The organism is Flammeovirga sp. MY04, assembly GCF_001682195.2.
Taxonomy (GTDB): domain Bacteria; phylum Bacteroidota; class Bacteroidia; order Cytophagales; family Flammeovirgaceae; genus Flammeovirga; species Flammeovirga yaeyamensis.
Window position 1 is genome coordinate 17,889 of record NZ_CP003561.2, and the last position, 17,988, is coordinate 35,876.

Annotated in this window: 16 protein-coding genes; 9 read left to right on the top strand and 7 right to left on the bottom strand. The window is 34.2% G+C overall.

Going from position 1 to position 17,988, the window contains the following annotated elements; all coding sequences use genetic code 11:
* Positions 1–383: 383 nt before the first annotated feature.
* Positions 384–1,610 (bottom strand): pyridoxal phosphate-dependent decarboxylase family protein, encoded by a 1,227-nt coding sequence (locus tag MY04_RS20390; RefSeq protein ID WP_066213550.1) that lies wholly within the window; start codon positions 1,608–1,610, stop codon positions 384–386.
* A 218-nt stretch (positions 1,611–1,828) separates the two neighbouring features.
* Here MY04_RS20390 and MY04_RS20395 point away from each other — a divergent pair, with 218 nt between their 5' ends.
* The 5 genes from MY04_RS20395 to MY04_RS20415 all read left to right on the top strand — a co-directional run bounded on the left by MY04_RS20395 (position 1,829) and on the right by MY04_RS20415 (position 5,633).
* Positions 1,829–2,989: a glycoside hydrolase family 53 protein gene (locus MY04_RS20395; RefSeq protein ID WP_066213553.1), complete on the top strand. Its 1,161-nt coding sequence runs from the start codon at positions 1,829–1,831 to the stop codon at positions 2,987–2,989.
* A 104-nt stretch (positions 2,990–3,093) separates the two neighbouring features.
* Positions 3,094–3,600 carry a GNAT family N-acetyltransferase gene (locus MY04_RS20400; protein WP_066213556.1) on the top strand — a complete coding sequence of 169 codons (507 nt, stop codon included), beginning with the start codon at positions 3,094–3,096 and terminating at the stop codon, positions 3,598–3,600.
* 106 nt (positions 3,601–3,706) lie between these two features.
* The gene (locus MY04_RS20405; RefSeq protein ID WP_066213559.1) at positions 3,707–3,889 is read left to right on the top strand and encodes a hypothetical protein; all 183 of its coding nucleotides are present in this window, start codon (positions 3,707–3,709) and stop codon (positions 3,887–3,889) included.
* 153 nt (positions 3,890–4,042) lie between these two features.
* On the top strand, positions 4,043–5,233 hold the full coding sequence (locus tag MY04_RS20410) for a multidrug effflux MFS transporter (protein WP_066213561.1): 1,191 nt from the start codon (positions 4,043–4,045) through the stop codon (positions 5,231–5,233).
* A 1-nt stretch (position 5,234) separates the two neighbouring features.
* Positions 5,235–5,633, top strand: a complete 399-nt coding sequence (locus tag MY04_RS20415) for a YchJ family protein (protein WP_066213564.1) — start codon at positions 5,235–5,237, stop codon at positions 5,631–5,633.
* 87 nt (positions 5,634–5,720) lie between these two features.
* Here the strand turns inward: MY04_RS20415 and MY04_RS20420 are convergent, their stop codons facing one another.
* Positions 5,721–7,688: a T9SS type A sorting domain-containing protein gene (locus MY04_RS20420; protein ID WP_066213566.1), complete on the bottom strand. Its 1,968-nt coding sequence runs from the start codon at positions 7,686–7,688 to the stop codon at positions 5,721–5,723.
* A 325-nt stretch (positions 7,689–8,013) separates the two neighbouring features.
* The gene (locus MY04_RS20425; protein ID WP_066213568.1) at positions 8,014–8,463 is read right to left on the bottom strand and encodes a hypothetical protein; all 450 of its coding nucleotides are present in this window, start codon (positions 8,461–8,463) and stop codon (positions 8,014–8,016) included.
* Between the two features lie 310 nt (positions 8,464–8,773).
* On the opposite strand from MY04_RS20425, the gene tdh reads away from it, so the two are divergent.
* Both tdh and kbl read left to right on the top strand, forming a co-directional pair.
* Positions 8,774–9,796: an L-threonine 3-dehydrogenase gene (gene tdh / locus MY04_RS20430; RefSeq protein ID WP_066213570.1), complete on the top strand. Its 1,023-nt coding sequence runs from the start codon at positions 8,774–8,776 to the stop codon at positions 9,794–9,796.
* A 36-nt stretch (positions 9,797–9,832) separates the two neighbouring features.
* Positions 9,833–11,023, top strand: a complete 1,191-nt coding sequence (gene kbl / locus MY04_RS20435) for a glycine C-acetyltransferase (protein ID WP_066213571.1) — start codon at positions 9,833–9,835, stop codon at positions 11,021–11,023.
* 77 nt (positions 11,024–11,100) lie between these two features.
* Here kbl and MY04_RS28265 read toward each other — a convergent pair whose 3' ends face one another.
* Positions 11,101–11,235 (bottom strand): hypothetical protein, encoded by a 135-nt coding sequence (locus tag MY04_RS28265; protein WP_257794099.1) that lies wholly within the window; start codon positions 11,233–11,235, stop codon positions 11,101–11,103.
* 211 nt (positions 11,236–11,446) lie between these two features.
* Complete coding sequence (locus tag MY04_RS20440; protein ID WP_066213574.1) at positions 11,447–12,151, bottom strand: CatA-like O-acetyltransferase; 705 nt, start codon at positions 12,149–12,151, stop codon at positions 11,447–11,449.
* A 111-nt stretch (positions 12,152–12,262) separates the two neighbouring features.
* Between MY04_RS20440 and MY04_RS20445 the strand changes: the two genes are divergently transcribed.
* Together MY04_RS20445 and MY04_RS20450 are read left to right on the top strand one after the other, a co-directional pair.
* Positions 12,263–13,051 (top strand): hypothetical protein, encoded by a 789-nt coding sequence (locus tag MY04_RS20445; protein ID WP_158297807.1) that lies wholly within the window; start codon positions 12,263–12,265, stop codon positions 13,049–13,051.
* Between the two features lie 204 nt (positions 13,052–13,255).
* Positions 13,256–14,278, top strand: coding sequence for a UvrB/UvrC motif-containing protein (locus MY04_RS20450; protein ID WP_066213586.1), 1,023 nt, complete (start codon positions 13,256–13,258; stop codon positions 14,276–14,278).
* 67 nt (positions 14,279–14,345) lie between these two features.
* Here the strand turns inward: MY04_RS20450 and MY04_RS20455 are convergent, their stop codons facing one another.
* Positions 14,346–15,770, bottom strand: a complete 1,425-nt coding sequence (locus tag MY04_RS20455; protein WP_158297808.1) for a T9SS type A sorting domain-containing protein — start codon at positions 15,768–15,770, stop codon at positions 14,346–14,348.
* A gap of 170 nt (positions 15,771–15,940) precedes the next feature.
* Positions 15,941–17,851 carry a sulfatase family protein gene (locus tag MY04_RS20460; RefSeq protein ID WP_066213591.1) on the bottom strand — a complete coding sequence of 637 codons (1,911 nt, stop codon included), beginning with the start codon at positions 17,849–17,851 and terminating at the stop codon, positions 15,941–15,943.
* Between the last annotated feature and the right edge of the window lie 137 nt (positions 17,852–17,988).

The following is a 17,988-nucleotide window of genomic DNA, read 5'->3' on the forward strand; positions in this document are numbered from 1 at the left end:
AGCAATTCTTTATTAGGTCCCATTAATCAGCTAATTATTCATGTATATACAAGATTAGTGTAGTTTACAGAAAGAATTAATCTTGTTGTAATATATGACGTTTTAATTGTAATTGTTTAGTAACCTACCGTCAATGTACGGTTGAAAGACAATCATTAATTTTGTGCTTCATTCAGCATAGAATTATAAGCGTTTTCTAAAAAACACTTATTGATCATATCAAGAAAAATATGCGATTAGAATGGTCTATGTAGTATGCAAATCATTCTAAAATTATTTTTTAAAGCTCAGGTAAAATTTATCTGAGCTTTTTTTTAATCAAATGCTAATACTTATAATCATTAAAGAAAAAGGCCATAACTATTTGTTACGGCCTCTATATGTTATAAGGAATTTTTGATATCTGTAATTAGTGGTTCTAATTTCTCAATAGTAACATGTTCCATGATTACTACTTTATACCACTTCGGCTGATCATGTACATCAGGAACCAATCCATATTTTTTAGCAATGTTTGCATCTATGGCGTCCGCTTTCATAGTAATAATATTGGAGGCTTCACTACGGTAATACTTAATACCTAATTCATCTAGTTTGTGAGTGAACCAATCACCACGTTTACTTAAGATGAAAATTTTCTCATTCATACCATAAGGACCATAAGTCATTAATATCATCCAAATAGCTATCGCATTTGCACCCGATCGGCTGCCTATCATAGTGAAGTCATCACCTTCAACATAGTCAGCTTTAGTATTGGCATATTTCATCCATTCTTTTCGAATCAGAAAAATACCCGTTCCGTAAGGAGCCTGTAACATTTTATGAGCATCTAATGTTACTGATGTTACTTTAGGATTTCTAAAATCTAGCGCATGTTTTTTGTGAGCAAATGGGAAAAAGAATCCACCATAAGCACCATCAATATGCATCTTATATTCTAAATTATTTTCTTCAAAAGTGGATGTGTATAATTCAATAGGGTCGACAGATCCAAACATTGTTGTCATCATATTACTGATCACCACAAAGTATTTTTTACCATCAGCTGTGGCCTTATCAATACAAGATTGGATATTTGATTTATTGATTAATCGACTATCAAAATCTACAGCTACTCGGTAATATGAAAGCGATAAAATATTACTTGCCTTCGCCATTGAGTAATGAGAATCTTCAGAAGAGATAATGGCAATCTCAGAATTTTTAGCTCCGAATTCTTCTTGATAATAATTTCTATATATCCAGATCGCTTGCATGTTTGCTTCTGTTCCGCCAGAGGCAACATAACCGTCTACACTATTTTTTTCTCCTTTAAGAATGTCAACTGCACAAACTTCTAACAGTTCCCTTTCGATACTTTGAGTGCCTTTAAAAAAGCTTTCTGATACACCTTGTGTATGGCAGCCTATGTGATTAGGGTTATGAAGAAGAGTGGTAATAAATGGAGCATCATTTAAAAAAGGTGCATCTTCTGGGAATACTTTACTATCTAAATGTGACCCTGGAACTCCAAGACTATGGTCTCCAAAGTATGTTGTATTTTCGTTTAATGCTTTAAAAATACATTCCTTTATTTCTTCTCTACTTTTCTTTTTCCAAATGTGCATTACGTAAAAATGGTTTTGTATGTGTCCTACAAATATAATTAAGCAATAGTTATTGTCTCGTTTTTTTATTAAATCTTATAGAATTAATTACCACTACTTCTCTATTGATAAGTGTCTTTAATAGTGTAATTTTATGTTTGCCAAAACAGGATTTTCCCATTTTGGCAAATTTGCCAAAATCGAAAATATCCATTTTACCTTTACATTGATATTGAAAAATGAACATAAAAATTCAATGGTTTATCCCATTCCTATTACTTATTTATTCTTGCTCGAATACTAAAAAAAATGAGCCGATATCACCTGAAAACAATTTTATAAATGGAGTTGATTTGTCATATGTCAATCAAATTCAAGAAAGGGGAGGGCGTTATTTTGAAGGAGATAATGAAAAAGATATATACCAAATATTTTCTGAAAAAGGGAATGATTTAGTTCGGTTAAGGTTGTGGCATCACCCGATTTGGACAAAGGAATTGTACGGAGATGAAGGAACAAAAATGTATAATGATTTTGATGATATTCAAAAAAGCATTATTCAATCTAAGAAAAATAATATGAAAACCTTATTGGATTTTCATTACTCAGATACTTGGGCCGACCCAGAGAAACAATATGTACCTAAAGCATGGGAGCAAATTACAGATATTAATGTACTTCGCGATAGTGTCTATAATTATACCTTTTCGACTTTAGATTTACTTGGAGAGTCAGATGCTTTACCCGATTTAATTCAGTTAGGCAATGAAACAAATTGTGGTTTGTTTTATTCTGATCGTCCAGAAAATTTCCCAAGCTGTGAAGTTTGTAATGATAAAAATTGGGAGAATGCAGCAACAATTTTTCAGGCAGGAGTAGAAGCTGTAACTGCAATAGAAAAGAAATATGAGGTGGACATCAAAAAGATATTACATGTTGCCGATCCGCAATATTTGGATTGGTGGTTTGGAGAGTTATCAAATTATTCGGTCGATTATGATATTATTGGAGTGTCTTATTATCCTTTATGGCACACCGCAATTTCGTTCAACAATTTACCTCAACATTTAAAATCAATCGGAACAAAATTTAATAAAGAGGTCATGATTCTAGAGACGGCTTATCCATGGACAAGAGAAGGGAATGATGATATGCCTAATTTATTTGGAGACCAAACGCCATTGCCTAATTATCCTTTCACAGCAGAAGGACAACTCAATTACATGAGAGACTTGACAAAAGAAATGAAAGAAGTGGGTGTAATAGGAGTGGTCTATTGGGAAGCGGGTTGGATTGCATATCCAATAAAAACTTTATGGGGAACAGGATCGTCTTGGGAGAATTGCACTTATTTTGATTATGAAAATAAATCTACAATTGTTTTTGACTATTTAAAATAGGAGTACATTTAGTAATAAGATAGAAAGGTCTTTTTTATTGAAAAATAAAAACTTTGATACTTAAAATTGTATATTTGTTTTCGAAAATACTAACGGGATTAACAATGAATTTAACGCAAAAAAAAGATAGAATAAAATTATTCAAAGCTGATCAAGAACTTCCATACCATTTATTATTACTTGCAGATGAAACCATAGAAGCTATTGATAAATACATTCATGATTCAGAAATCTATATTTATGAAAGAGATCAAAAAACAATAGGGATTTATGCCTGTCAGTTGTTGGATGGAGAATCATTAGAAATAAAAAATATAGCAGTTTCAGAAGAATATCAAGGAGAAGGTATCGGACAGAAGTTATTATCTCATGCTATATCAAATGCTACCAAAAGAGGCTTTAAGAATTTGATGATAGGAACAAGTAATGCGGCTTTCCAACAGTTGTATATTTATCAGAAAATGGGTTTCAGATTCCATAAAGTTTTGAAGGATTTTTTTACTGATAACTATAAAAAAGAAATTGTTGAAAACGGTTTAGTACTTAATGATATGTTATTATTGAAAAAGGATTTGCAGGTAGAAGAAGTAGAAGTATTACAACAAAGTTAAATTTTTGTTTTTTGACTAAATAAATCTTAATTCTTTAAAAGGATTTAACGAAATAACCGTAAATAGTAGTGTGTTTATCGGTTAATATAAATGGTCAAAAACGAAAATGGAAAAGACGCTTATGTCTGCTATTAACACTCTAGAAAAAGAGGTGGCAGATACACAAAAAAGAATTGACATGATGATCAGTAACGGATCGTCATCTTATGACACGCAACACCTTAAAGTGAAAATCAGACGTTGCCGTTGTCAATTGAATGAACTGAAATTTCAAAATGCGAACAGCTAATTGAAAACTTGAATTACTAAAGAAACTTGCAAAGGACAGAATCCCCATTCTGTCCTTTTTTATTTTCATCTAACTCAAACAATTCTTTATGAATGATTTTAACATTATAGAAAATTCTACCTTTGTGGTACTAGCATAAAATATAATCTCATAATGGATAAAAATAAACAGAACCTATTTGTGTTTTTATTAGGGTCTTTGGCCATGATTGGTCCGCTTAATATCGACACATGTTTACCGGCATTATCACATATATCAAAAGACTTTGGTGTTCCTTTCAGTGATGTAGAAATTAGCATGAGTTTGTTCTTCCTCTTTTTTGGTGTAGGACAATTATTGGGAGGATATTATTCAGATAGAAAAGGAAGAAAAGTGATTGTCGTTTCTGGCTTAATTATAAGTTTAATTGCTTCTGTATTGCTTTCCTTCTCTAATGGTTTAAATACATTCTATATAGGCAGAGCTGTACAAGCCCTAGGAGGTGGTTTTGTAGGCGTCTCTATAGCGGCAATAGTAAGAGATAACTTTACGGGTAAAGATGCCGCTAGTGTGATGTCATTAGTGACAATGATTGCTATGGGCGCTCCACTTGTCGCACCAACTATAGGGGCAACACTCCTTAAGTTTTTTACATGGCATTCTATCTTCATATTTATCGGCATTTATAGTATAATCGTTTTAGTGCCTTTCTTTATGAAAATGAAAAATAAAGTACCAGACCCATCGGATAATATTAGCTTTTTGAGAGGTTTGAAAACAGTATATTCAAACAAACCAGCTTTAGCTTATATGTGTGTGATGGCCATACCTTCGGGTGCCTTGTATACTTATTTAACGACTGCTCCTTTTGTCTATCAAGAGTTCTTTAAATTATCAGAGTCTCATTTTGCCATTATTTTTGGTCTTAATGGTGGTGGATTGATTATCATGAATAAAATCAACTCTGTTTTAGTTCAAAAGCATTCACCAAGAAAATTACTGCATATTGGGTTATGTATTCACTTATCTACTTTATCCTTGATATTGCTGAGTATATTATTCTTTACACCACAGATATATATTGTGCTTCCATTACTTACTTTACACTTAAGTTCTTTAGGTTTGTTGTCGGGTAATGCTACTTCTATTGCATTAGAAAAATACGAAAAAAAGTTTGCCGGTTTAGCCAACTCACAAATGAGAGTTGTTGGTATTGCTTTTGGAGCATTGGCAGGAGCAACTGCAAGCAAGTTGAATAACGGAACATTAGTTCCAGCATTCGCAGTAATGTTTGCCTGTTCTTTATTGGGAATAGCTTTATACATTACTCTTAAGAATTTTGATCTAGAAAGAAAAAGTATATAAAATGGAAAACAATCCGTGCCCTTGTGGTTCTAAAAAATCATACAAAGAATGTTGTGGAATTGCCCATAATGATATTCACCAAGTTAAAACCGCTGAGCAATTAATGCGTTCTAGATACTCTGCTTTTACTTTAGCTAACGGAGAGTATTTAAATTTAAGTCATCATAGTAAAACTAGGCCTCAAGGTAGGAGAGAGCGTAGAGATTTGGTGAAATGGGCCAAGTCTGTAAAATGGGATCATTTAGAGGTGCTACAAGCCATTAAAGGGAGTGAAGACGATGCAGAAGGCGTTGTAGAGTTTAAAGCTTATTTCAGGGATTCTGGAGGCTTACAGGTGATACATGAAAAATCTACTTTTATAAAAGAGAATGGACATTGGGTCTATGATACCGCTTTATAGTTTAGATTACTCTAAATAGAAAAGGAGATGTAATGGTAAATTACATCTCCTTTTTTAGTCGTCTCTTGTCTTATTTCAATTTTATATCTATCGGATTAAAATGATACGTTGCGAAAGATTTTTATCTGCAGTAATCAAACGGATGATATAAACACCGTTTTGTAAATTATCACTTAAACGAATGGTTGTTTGATCGCCTGAGAATGAAGGATGGATAGTTTGTACTACCTGCCCTTGAATATTTTGAACCAATACTGTAGCAGCAGCTACATTAGCATTAGCTACTTGGATAGTAACATTTGATGAAGTAGGAGAAGGATACATTTTAACTCCTAAACTTTCTAGGTCATCTATGTTAGTGATGTCACCTTCTTCTTCTCCTGGTGTTTCTTCCTCTTCACCCGGTGTCTCTTCTTCCTCACCTGGAGTTTCCTCTTCTTCACCCGGTGTTTCTTCCTCCTCACCTGGCGTTTCCTCATCTACTGTAGATCTCAATTGAATGTCGTCAATATCAAGGTTGCCATTCCAGTTTCTCAAAACAGAAATCGTAACAGTAACATCTGCAGCAGGAGTAAACGTACCTTCGTGTTGATGCCATACAGCGGCTAATGCATCATCATTCATGGCGTTATATTCACCCGCATTAAATGCAGGTTCTCCTGTAGCAACATCTACTAAACGAAGTGAACGAGTAAATTTACCACGAGTTTTACCTTTTAAGATATACTCTACACCACCTTTAAGTGTAAATTCTTGGCTAACACTTACCAATGTATTCGCTGATTGATTTGTTGCCTCAATAGTTAATCTCAATGCTTGGTCTTCTCCTTCTTTGATGACAGTAAGTGTTCTTTCTAGATCAGGTTGTTGACCATCAAAAGTTGAGATAACAAAATCAGTATCTTCTAAGTCTTGATTTTCAGAGTAAGCTTGGAAGTCGTTAAAGTAAACATCATAACCTGTTTCAGGGTCTGTTGGCTCTTCAGGAGTTTCTTCTTCTTCTGTATTTTCTTCAGAAGACATGATCATAATGTTATCCAAATCTAAAAGACCGTTCCATTCTCTTAGGATACCTAATCTACCTGTAAAGTCAGCATCAGGAGTAAAGCTTACCTTAAGGTTGTACCAATCTGCTGCTAAAGCATCATCATTCATAGCATTGTATACTTCAGAAGAATAAGAAGCAGTACCTTCAGCTACATCGATTACTTTAAGTGAACGCTTAAACTTACCTCTTGTATCTACTGATACTACATAATCAACTCCAGCTTTAAATAGAAACTCTTCGTTTAGACGAATCATTGTATTCGCTGATGCGTTTGTTGCATCATTATTATATCTTAAGAATTCTTCATCGTTTTCATGAGTAATTGTTAAAGATCTTGGAAGATCAGTCTCTTGGTAAGCATCAAAACCAAAATCTTTTTCGTTTTGATCTTCTCCTTCAGTGTAAGTAGAGAAGTCATTTTTATACATCTCATATGGCGTTGCTGGTGCAGGACCTTCAGTAGGAAGGTCATCTTCTACTTTAAGGTCGTCGATGTCTAATTTGCTATTCCAATGTCTTAGAACTCCAACAATTACATTCATATCAGAATCAGGAGTGAACGATAAAGAATGTTCATGCCATAAAACGATTAAATCAGGATTATTCTCAGCATTGTAATCAGTATCAATTGCTATTGCTGAGTTTGTTACTGTATTAATAACCCGTAAACCACGTTTAAATGGTCCCCTTGTTTTAGCAGTAAAATTATAAGTTACACCAGCTTTAACGGCAAAAGCATTACTACCTTTTACCATGGCACTAGAAGCTGAATTTGGATCTACATTTGGTGTGTCATAAGACATGTATTTGTTGCCGTCTTCTTCTTCAATAACCAATGTTCTTGGTTGATCTGGATTTTGATAAATGTCTAAAAAATAATCCCCTTGAGTGACGATATCATCGCCAGTAGTGTAGCCATCAAAAGTGTTTTCGTACACCGTGTTTTGTGCAGTCAAAACAAAGCTAAAGGATAAAAGTAATAATAAAGTTGTTAGAATTTTTTTCATACTTGTGTTGTTAATAAATGAACAACACCTGCTCTTATATCTTTACATTCTAGATTGAAGTATAAGGTAAATTTGTCTAATTCTTTTTGTAGAATGAAGTAGTATAATTCATTAAGTTCAGAACAGGTGTAAAGTTGAAACCTGTCCAAAACTATTATTTTACCCTTTTTGTAATGTAGTTCTGCGTGTCTAAAATGTATTGATTTATAGTATTTTAAAGATTGATTAAATGCATGATAAATACGATAAAGTACAATTTTAAGTCACTAAATCAGATTATTCCTTTAATAGTAAAAAATTATCTATTAAATGTTTTGTTTACACTTTATAGGGTTTTCTCTACCCACGATCGAGCGGTTCTAGAATCTGTAAAATATTTTACTTCTAAAGGTCCTGATTGTGCCTTTTCTTCATCAAAAGTTTGTTCAATAGATAAATCTTGGATAAGATTTCCACTTAATATAAAAGCAATCCTCTTGATACCATTTTTGATATAACCCGGAATAATCTCATTGTCATGCCATGTTTGTAGATCAAGGTTCATTGTATAATGATACAGCCTTGTATCTACCATGAAAGCATTAATATTATTTGCGACCCCTTGAGTGCTTATGAGTTTAGCTAACGAATTGATGTGCTCTTTGAACTCTTCATCGGTCATTTCTCTACCTGCTTTATTTTCCCATTGTATAAAGTAGAAGTTCTCGATTTTATTTACAGTCCAAAAATTAGTTTCAAATTGAATGTCAATGTTAATATTATTAGTGTGTTCCATGAGAAATATTAGTATTTATAAATTTATAAGGGCAATGTTTCACAAAATAAATACTCTTTTTACGAATATTCCATACCCTATAGGATCACTTATGTTTTGAGATTAAAATAATACAACAAATTCAAAATAAAAGATAAGTTGATCGACTTAATTCGAAATATAGTTTGATAACAACATTGATATTTGTCACATACAGAATAAAATTCTAATATATTAATATTAAAAACTACACTTTTTCAAGATTCTAACTTATGTTTGTGGATAAATAATAAAACATATTAAATACATATAATCACATACTACAAAGCACATGAAAGCATTAGTTAAATCTAAAGCCGAGAAAGGCTTATGGATGGAGGATGTTGCCATTCCAGAGGTAGGCCCTAACGATGTTTTGATTAAAGTTTCTAAATCATCAATCTGTGGTACTGACTTACACATTTATTTATGGGATGAATGGGCAAGTAAAACTGTTCGAGTAGGACAAACTATTGGTCACGAATACGTAGGTCATGTTGCGGCTTATGGTAGTGAGGTAAAATCTTTTAAAGAAGGTGATAGAGTTACTGGTGAAGGTCACATTGCTTGTGGTCGTTGTCGTAACTGTAGAAGAGGTCGTCAGCATATTTGTGAAAAAACTATTGGTATTGGTGTCAATACAGACGGCTCTTTCGCTGAGTATGTTAAAGTACCGGCTTCTAATGTGATGAAAATTAATGAAGCAATTCCAGACGAGGTAGTTTCTATTATGGACCCTCTAGGAAATGCAACACACACCGCACTTTCTTTTCCTCTAATTGCAGAAGATGTATTGATTACAGGTTCTGGATTAATTGGAAGTATGGCTATTCAGGTGGCTAAATTCGCCGGTGCACGTAATATCGTCGCTACAGAGATGAACGAATACCGTGCAGAATTGGCAAAGAAAATGGGAGCAACTAGAGTTGTAAATCCTAAGCATGAAAGATTAGAAGATGTGATGACAGAATTAAAAATGACAGGTTTTGATATCGGTTTGGAATGTTCTGGTTCTCCTATCGCTTTTAATCAGATGATTGAGCACATGTACAACTCTGGTAAAGTATCATTATTGGGTATCTTACCGAATTCGGCTCAAGTTGATTGGAATAAAATTATCTTCAGAGGCTTAACGCTTAAAGGAATCTACGGTCGTGAGATGTACGAAACGTGGTATCAGATGGAACAAATGCTTCTTTCAGGTTTGGATATTGCACCTATTATCACTCACCGTTTTGGCATTGACGATTTCCAAAAAGGTTTCGATATTATGGAATCGGGTAACTGTGGTAAAGTGATCCTTAACTGGGACTAACATCAATCAATCTATCAAACATTAATCTTGAATAAAATGAGTAAAAAAATATATGATAGTCTTAAAGAAGACTTAAAACAAATTGAAGCAGATGGCTTATACAAAAACGAAAGAATTATTGTAAGCCCTCAAGATGCTGAGATTACCTTAAATACAGGTCAGACAGTATTAAACTTCTGTGCAAACAACTATTTAGGACTGTCTAACCATCCTAGATTGATTCAAGCAGCGAAAGATGCTATGGATACACATGGTTTTGGTATGTCATCGGTTCGTTTTATTTGTGGAGCAACTGACCTTCATAAAAAATTAGAACAAAAGATTGCGGACTTCTTCGGTGCAGAAGATACGATCCTTTATGCAGCATGTTTCGATGCTAACGGAGGTGTTTTCGAACCGCTTTTAACTGCTGAAGACGCTATCATTTCAGATACATTAAACCACGCTTCTATTATCGACGGTGTTCGTCTATGTAAAGCAAAGAGATACCGTTATGCCACTGCAGATATGGCGGATCTTGAGAAGCAATTGCAAGCAGCCCAAGAACAACGTTACAGAATTATCGTTACAGACGGTGTATTCTCTATGGACGGTCACGTGGCTCCAATGGACGAGATCGTTGCACTAGCTGACAAATACGATGCTCTAGTTATGGTAGATGAGTGTCACTCAGCAGGTGTAGTAGGTAAAACAGGTAGAGGTGTGACGGAACACTTCGATATTCGTGGAAAAGTAGATATTATTACAGGTACTTTGGGTAAAGCTTTCGGTGGTGCTATCGGTGGTTTTACTACAGGTAAAAAAGAAGTAATTGATATGCTTCGTCAACGTTCGCGTCCTTACTTGTTCTCTAACTCTATTCCTCCATCAATTGCAGCAGCAGGTATCGAAATGTTCGATATGATGGATTCTACGGATGAGTTATCGACTAAATTGCATGAGAATACCGCTTTCTTTAAAAAAGAAATGTTATCAGCAGGTTTCGATATCAAACCTACTGAGTCGGCTATATGTGCAGTGATGTTGTACGATGCTGAATTGTCTCAACGTTTTGCTGAGAAGCTTTTAGAGAAAGGCATCTACGTTATTGGATTCTATTTCCCTGTAGTTCCTAAAGAACAAGCTAGAATTAGAGTTCAGTTGTCTGCTGCACATACAAGAGCACATTTAGAAAAAGCAGTGAAAGCATTTACTGAAGTAGGAAAAGAGCTAGGCGTTATCAAATAACACACTTTAAACTACTCGATGTAATTTATAATATGAAAAAGCGTTAGCATCTTCTCGATACTAACGCTTTTTTTATTTTATGATTTAAAATTATCGTCTTCTAATAATGACTGTGCGAAGTAATCTAATGGTACTTCTTCATCTTCCTTATTCGCTTTTACAAATCCAAATATTGCGATCATTGGAGCAAGCAACGTAAATAGTAATTTCATAGATAATGTTATTGATGTAGTTTATAGTTTTAGATTTAATTGCTATTAATTTACCAAACGGCGAGAAAAAATAACGGGTTACCTATAAAGTGTCAATAACTTCCAAAATGGTCTTTATTTAAACTTTTATATGTATTGTCTCTAAAAACTAAGATAACTTAACACTGTTACCAATTATCTATTTACTTCATTATAGTTGAATTAGAAGAATTTATAACTGATTGATCATCGCTTTATCAAAATCTTCCATAAAGGCAGATAATACAAAAGGATCTAGGTTGGAATGATCAAAAGTGATGGAAATTGGTATCAACATTTGAGTATGTTTTTGATAACGCTTTCCAAAATAGAAGTAAGGTCTAGCAGAATCTAAGGCCGACTGATGTAACTGGAAACTTGTGAATTGTAGGTTTGGTAAGTTCCCAATAAAGTGAGCAGACGCCCATACCAAAGGAGGAAGTGGCTCAAAATCTCCATCCGTGCTAAATGCTTTATCTACACCTCTACGATAATTTACAAAGTATTCTTCTATTGTAGAGTTTATAGGATCTTCTACCATTATTTCAGAAAAACGTTTGTCGCCACCTACGGCTATTGGGCTAAATGTAGGTAGGTTATCAAAGATGTACCACTCGTTACCCAACTTTCTATACCTAAAATAAGGATGCTTATCCATTGTTTTTACCAAACACCACATCAGATAGGCTGTAAACGATGCTCCATCCTTTTCTTTAAGTTGGTCTTGGTAATATGTATACCCTTCTGTAATATCCAATTGCAGGGTCATTTGTAAGTTAGGTTCTCTTACAATATCTTTTTGATGGAAGAAATCAACCGACCATTGTTCGTATGAACTCAACGATGCTTTATCAATTTTTTTCCCTCCAAATCTATCTAATAGCTCTTGAATTTCCATTGTGAATTATTCAGGTTAGTATGAGAAAACAAAGGTATAGGAATACTTAAATAACTAATAATCGATTTTCATATATTTGTTCTTTAACTAAGCAAACAAACATAAAGCAGATTGAAAAAGAGATACAAATTTTTAGTTTTTTTGATAATATCACCCATTGTCATCGTTGGAGTGATGAGTGTAAATCAGGTCTTTACCAAAAATAAAGGGCAAAGTGTTTCCCGTGGAACACGTGCCAACGGCAGTTTAGAGAACGGTTGGCTGATTCCCTATTCAGGAAAAAACTTCAATTATTTTAGCTATATCAGTTACTTTTTGATGGAAAACGGATATGTGCACCACAAGGTATATCATGCGGTAGTGGATAGTTATGCAGCCTTGGAAAAGTCTCAACCCGAAAAGCATTTCACCATCATGGAATGTAGTGATAAAAATGGAGGGCCGGTTTGGTTTCATAAAACACATAGAAACGGAACAAGTATTGATTTTATGTCACCTAAAATCAAAAATGGAAAAGTATATAAAGATCTCGACAATTGGGGACTGTTCCATTATGTTTTAGAGTTTGATACCGAAGGTAAACTTCAAAAGAAATATCCATATACCGATTTTATCCATCCACAAATAGGTAAATCAGTCAGTAATTACCTCGATCCAGAAGTAGAGATTGATTTTGAAACGATGGCACAACATATTTTGGCTTTAGATGATGCTTGCAAGAAAAATGGTATTCGTATTTCTAAAGTCATTTTGATGATTGAATTAAAGAAAAAACTGTTTGCGACACCTTCTGGAAAGAAAGTTTTGGCTAGAGGTATACCGTTTGCCACCAAACTACCTGATGCCGTAAATAGAATGCATGAGGACCATTATCACATCGATTTCCGATTGAATGATTAATCTAATTGTATTAACATAAATATTCAACGCTCAGGAAGTGTTACCATATTATTGAAATGAAGGAAAATCAAATTATTTTGGTAAATCGTATAATTTCAATTTATTTTTTCTTAACAAAAAAATAGAACTGCCGTTATTCATCTTAGTTAAAGAAATTTTGATATCTTGTAGCTATAATCTACAAAAACAATCTAACTCGATAATATGAACAACTCCCTTACTTCTCGCATTGTACTTCTATTATTTTTAACCATTTCCACTTCATTATTTGCTCAAGAAAACTCTTCTAAAGAAGATGTAGAATTCGAATTTACTTGGGAAAGATATGCCGATGAAATTAATAGAAGCTACCACTTCTTTAACATCAACAATAATTCTGATCAAGACATATACATTACTGGTGTGCTAACAATTCACGCTAACTTTGGAGGGGAGAAAAGAGTGGGAGAAGAAGTGTATGACCTTGTTATAGCGAAAGGAGAAACGATGAAACAATTGGTGATCAATACCAACGGTTTGACATCATTTACTGATTTTGACCTTTCACAAATTAAGATTCATAAGTTTTCTAGAACAACAGAAATAACAAAAGCCCTGCAAGATGGCTTTATTCTAATCGATTCAATTAACCAAAAAAATCCGATTACAATTACTACCACTAAACTAGGAGATGTAAAATTGTATGACGGAGTAGATTTCGAAGTAGTAGCAAGTAAGCTGACTACGGCATCAAATATTTCTTTTGAATATGAGATGTATTATCCTGATCAAGTGGTTACACAAGAATCACAGGCACACGATAATCTTCCTATGAAAAGTCAGGTATTCCACTGCTACGGAATCAATCATTTGATGTTGATTAAGCCTACCAATTTGGTCATAGATGGTGAAAAATATCCAATTGATGCCACTTCAATTCAATTGCCATCGACCTATCAAAATAAAATTGCAAAATACCTTCCAGCCCAACAATCGGCTACAGATGCTGTTGTTGCAGGTGGTACAGATAATGGAACGGTATCAGAAAACGAAAGAATACAGTTGTTAAAAGCTGAAATGGACAAAGCAGTTTCTGCTGAAGATTACAGTAAAGCGGCACTGTTAAAAGAAGAAATTGGTATCCTAAAACAAATTTCTGAAGCGGTGAACGCAAAAGATTATATTAAGGCAGGGGAGCTTCAAAAAACATGGAAAGAGAAGTTTGGAGATGAGGTAGCGTTGGAGTAATCTAATAAGGTTTCAAATAAAAAAGCAGTATCGATAATAATGAGTAGTTATTGATACTGCTTTTTTGTTATTTCTTCTTCTGTTTTTTCTCTTTCTTTTTCAGTTCCTTGTCTTCTTCCTTCGAGCGGTTACCCGTTCCTAAAATCACAACCTGACTACGATGACTTACCCTTCCATTTAATTTAACGACCATTACATACGTACCGGCATTAAAATCTGAAATATCAAAAGAAGCTTTGGAATTGGTCAAACTCATTTCCGGCAAGGGTACTTGATGTCCAGTTGAAGGATTGATGAATTCGAATGTAGGTTTTTCGTCGTCCAATAAATGCATGGCTACATTCAATTGGAATTGGGCTGGGTTAGGATAGATGTTTAATACTTCTCCCTGTACTTTTTCTCCATGATAGATCACCTCTACCCAAGATTCTTGTTTGCCATCAAAATCGACTTGAGTAAGTCGATAATATATTTTTCCTTCGAGAGGATCTTTGTCTTCAGCTTCATAGTTGATGGAAACATTAGAATTTCCTGCTCCATGGATTTTATCATAAAGTACCTTGTAGTTTCGACCGTCTGTGGATCGTTCTAACATAAAATGACTATTATTTATTTCAGAGGCGGTTTCCCAATAGGTCATTACTTCACCATTTTTAGAAACAACATTAAAATAGGTAAGCTCTACAGGTAAATCAGTATCTTCTAGGTCTACATCTACCAAGAAACGAACGAGCATACCTGCAGCTTCATCATTGGGAACACCTCCAACCAAAGGGAGGTAACGCTTTTTTTGATTATCATTCTTTATTGCATTGATATACTCTTCTGATCTATTATTTACATTCTGATTTTCGTGTATCTGATGATGTGTATCTGTATCAAAATAGTTGGAAATAGTCATTTCACTTTCATTTGGGGTGTCATCAGAGAATCGGTTGGTATTTTGAGACCCATAATAAATTTTACGATTGGGGGGAAATAAATTCCCATCAAAATTCACTCTCACTTCCTCATTTACAGCTATAGTTCCTCCAAAGCTAGATTTTCTAGGCATAGGTCCCCACATGTTCTGACCAATGGTAATACTTGCACCATCATTGTTAGAAAAAGCGATATCTTCATGGTTTTCTTTGAGACCCAATTTCAAGTTTTTCTTTACAACAATATTTCCGTTATTAATTAAAGTAGCCTTATTTTTAAGAGTTAAGCTTCCAGAGATGACCAAAGTATCTCCACTGTTAATAGTGAGTGAGCTATTTTTCTTTATTCGTACTCGGCCCGATACATATGTCACTCTTTGAGAAGTAACATAATGATCTGATACAATAAGATTAGAGGAAATAGTTAGCGTATCGTTATCGATGGTAGAATTAGGAGCTTCAGAAAGATCCTTCGGGTTAAGTGATACAGTTTGAGCATTAACTTGAAAAGAAAAAGTAGATAGTAGTATCAAAAATAAGCAGCAATAGTAATTAGTGTATATCGAATTCATAGTTTGGGTATATTCTGTCTCATAACAATTACAATACTTCTCAATGTTTAAGTTTCATACCTCATCAAATTATTGATAAGGTGTAAAATGTTGTTGGATTAATTACAAAAAAAACACCAACCCAAAGAGTTCGTGTTTTATCGATTCTAATCTATATATTATTATTTTTATTACTCGATGCTATTAAATTGATAAACATAAATACCACTTTTCGCCGTCTCAAAGACATCAAAGTAGATATTCTTATGTAGTTTCTTCACCTTCTTTTTATTAGGTAAATTATCTAAGACCGTTTGATATAAATCTTGGAAATCACCTTGATTTGGTAAATAATCAAATACATTTCTTAGGGCATGCCACTGATCGAAATAATTACTTCCGGTAGCATATTTTTGAAGTAAACTGAAAGAGGAATGTTTCGGATTATGGATACATAAAATAGTGGCTAACTCAATTTGTACATAGGTTTCTTTCTCCACTTCCAACACGTCTTCGATTATCTGATATTCATTGGCCGTTAAGTAATTTTGGTTTCTCAGTCCATATGCCGCCCAATAACGTACCAATCCATGTTCCGATTTTAACCCTTTCATTTGTTTACTAATTGCTTTACTTCCTTCTCCAGAAAGGTTAATCATCGACATCATTGATTTAAGAGGATATACCGATTCGTCTGACTTGAAGTCATAGGGAGCCAATCCTGTTTCCTCCGACATACGCATCATTTCACCATACGGAATGAATTGTAAATCTCTCGTCTTTAAGATTTCTTCCTGACAGATTTTTCTAAACTTCTTCAGGTGCTTAGCATACTTAGGATCGTTCGCCAAGTTATTTAATTCCCATGGATCGTTTTCCAAATCAAATAACATTTCCTTATCACGATTTTTAATAAAGATATTCTTTTGATCGTCGTTCAAAAGATCATTCTTCAAATCCGTTTTCATCGTTGTGTAAATATCAGCAATCCCTGTATAGTGCTTAAATTGCATTTCAGGAAGTGATGTATTGTACACTCTTGAGTACATAAAACGACCATCAGAAACCTCTCTAGTGATGTCTCTCGCATCGTCTGCACCGTCTTTATGACCGTAAAAATGTGTTTTACTATAGTTCTCAGCCAAAAGGTTGGTACCCTCAAAATAAGCCGGCTTTTTGATGTCCGCCAAAGTTAAGATCGTTGCTGCTAAGTCTTCGAAACTGCCTACTCTATCTGTTTTATTACCCATCGTTAAACCCGACAGATGTTTGTACTTTTCTGGTACATACACATACATCGGCACTCTATGACCAAGGTTAATACCATTTCCTTTTCCTCTAGGCATGGCTTCCCCATGATCTGCAAAAACAAAAATGATAGTTTCTTCTTCCAATCCATCTTCTTTTAACTGAGATAGAATCTGACCAATTCTATAATCTGTATAATTAATACAATTATATATCCTCGCCATATGATGTCTCATTTCTGGACTATCTCTATAAAATGGAGGTAGGATTAAAGTTTCTTCCTTGGTTCTTAACTTTTCTGGAAGATGGGATAAAATCTCTCTTTTATATTTCTCTTCTTTCCAAACAAAAGTTCTTGAGGCATGCGACTCATTTAAATTAAAGACTGAAAAGAAAGCCTGACCGTCCTTGCGGTTTCTCCAATGGGCTGTTTTGCTCGACTCCGTCCAACATTCGTTAATAAACTTCTTTTGGTCAAAGACATTATAGTCGGTTTTAACATTGTTAGACGTGTGGTAGCCCTGTTGCTTTAAATAATAAGGAAAGCCTTTAATTTGATCTGGAAAAGGAATACTACTTCTATGGTTTCCTGTTCCAATCGATGTTGCATGCAGTCCGGTGATAATTGCCGATCTCGAAGGCGAACAAATTGTGGCTGTCGAAAACATGGCATTGAAACGCACTCCTTCTTGTTCTAAGCGATCCATATTGGGCGTGTTTGAAGAAGGGTTATCATAGATTAAATGTGGAGAGGTATCTTCAAAAGTAATCCACAAAATATTCGGTTGATCCTTCTGTTGAGCCTGTAGCTGAACGCTTATAAATAAGGTGATGAGGAAGTATAATCGTTTCATTTCTTTCTTTTTTTAGTTCATCACGAATTTCACACCTAAATCTTCAAAAATGGCCTAAATACTCTTATAGGAGGCGTAAATATCAATTTTTAGCCTATTGAATATGAATTTTTCACCTTTATTAATAGTATCAAACA

Excerpts from the sequence above, each read along its gene's own strand:
- MY04_RS20390 (WP_066213550.1), bottom strand. The coding sequence starts at position 1,610 with ATGCACATTTGGAAAAAGAAAAGTAGAGAAGAAATAAAGGAATGTATT.
- MY04_RS20395 (WP_066213553.1), top strand. The coding sequence starts at position 1,829 with ATGAACATAAAAATTCAATGGTTTATCCCATTCCTATTACTTATTTAT.
- MY04_RS20400 (WP_066213556.1), top strand. The coding sequence starts at position 3,094 with ATGAATTTAACGCAAAAAAAAGATAGAATAAAATTATTCAAAGCTGAT.
- MY04_RS20405 (WP_066213559.1), top strand. The coding sequence starts at position 3,707 with ATGGAAAAGACGCTTATGTCTGCTATTAACACTCTAGAAAAAGAGGTG.
- MY04_RS20410 (WP_066213561.1), top strand. The coding sequence starts at position 4,043 with ATGGATAAAAATAAACAGAACCTATTTGTGTTTTTATTAGGGTCTTTG.
- MY04_RS20415 (WP_066213564.1), top strand. The coding sequence starts at position 5,235 with ATGGAAAACAATCCGTGCCCTTGTGGTTCTAAAAAATCATACAAAGAA.
- MY04_RS20420 (WP_066213566.1), bottom strand. The coding sequence starts at position 7,688 with ATGAAAAAAATTCTAACAACTTTATTATTACTTTTATCCTTTAGCTTT.
- MY04_RS20425 (WP_066213568.1), bottom strand. The coding sequence starts at position 8,463 with ATGGAACACACTAATAATATTAACATTGACATTCAATTTGAAACTAAT.
- tdh (WP_066213570.1), top strand. The coding sequence starts at position 8,774 with ATGAAAGCATTAGTTAAATCTAAAGCCGAGAAAGGCTTATGGATGGAG.
- kbl (WP_066213571.1), top strand. The coding sequence starts at position 9,833 with ATGAGTAAAAAAATATATGATAGTCTTAAAGAAGACTTAAAACAAATT.
- MY04_RS28265 (WP_257794099.1), bottom strand. The coding sequence starts at position 11,235 with ATGAAATTACTATTTACGTTGCTTGCTCCAATGATCGCAATATTTGGA.
- MY04_RS20440 (WP_066213574.1), bottom strand. The coding sequence starts at position 12,151 with ATGGAAATTCAAGAGCTATTAGATAGATTTGGAGGGAAAAAAATTGAT.
- MY04_RS20450 (WP_066213586.1), top strand. The coding sequence starts at position 13,256 with ATGAACAACTCCCTTACTTCTCGCATTGTACTTCTATTATTTTTAACC.
- MY04_RS20455 (WP_158297808.1), bottom strand. The coding sequence starts at position 15,770 with ATGAATTCGATATACACTAATTACTATTGCTGCTTATTTTTGATACTA.
- MY04_RS20460 (WP_066213591.1), bottom strand. The coding sequence starts at position 17,851 with ATGAAACGATTATACTTCCTCATCACCTTATTTATAAGCGTTCAGCTA.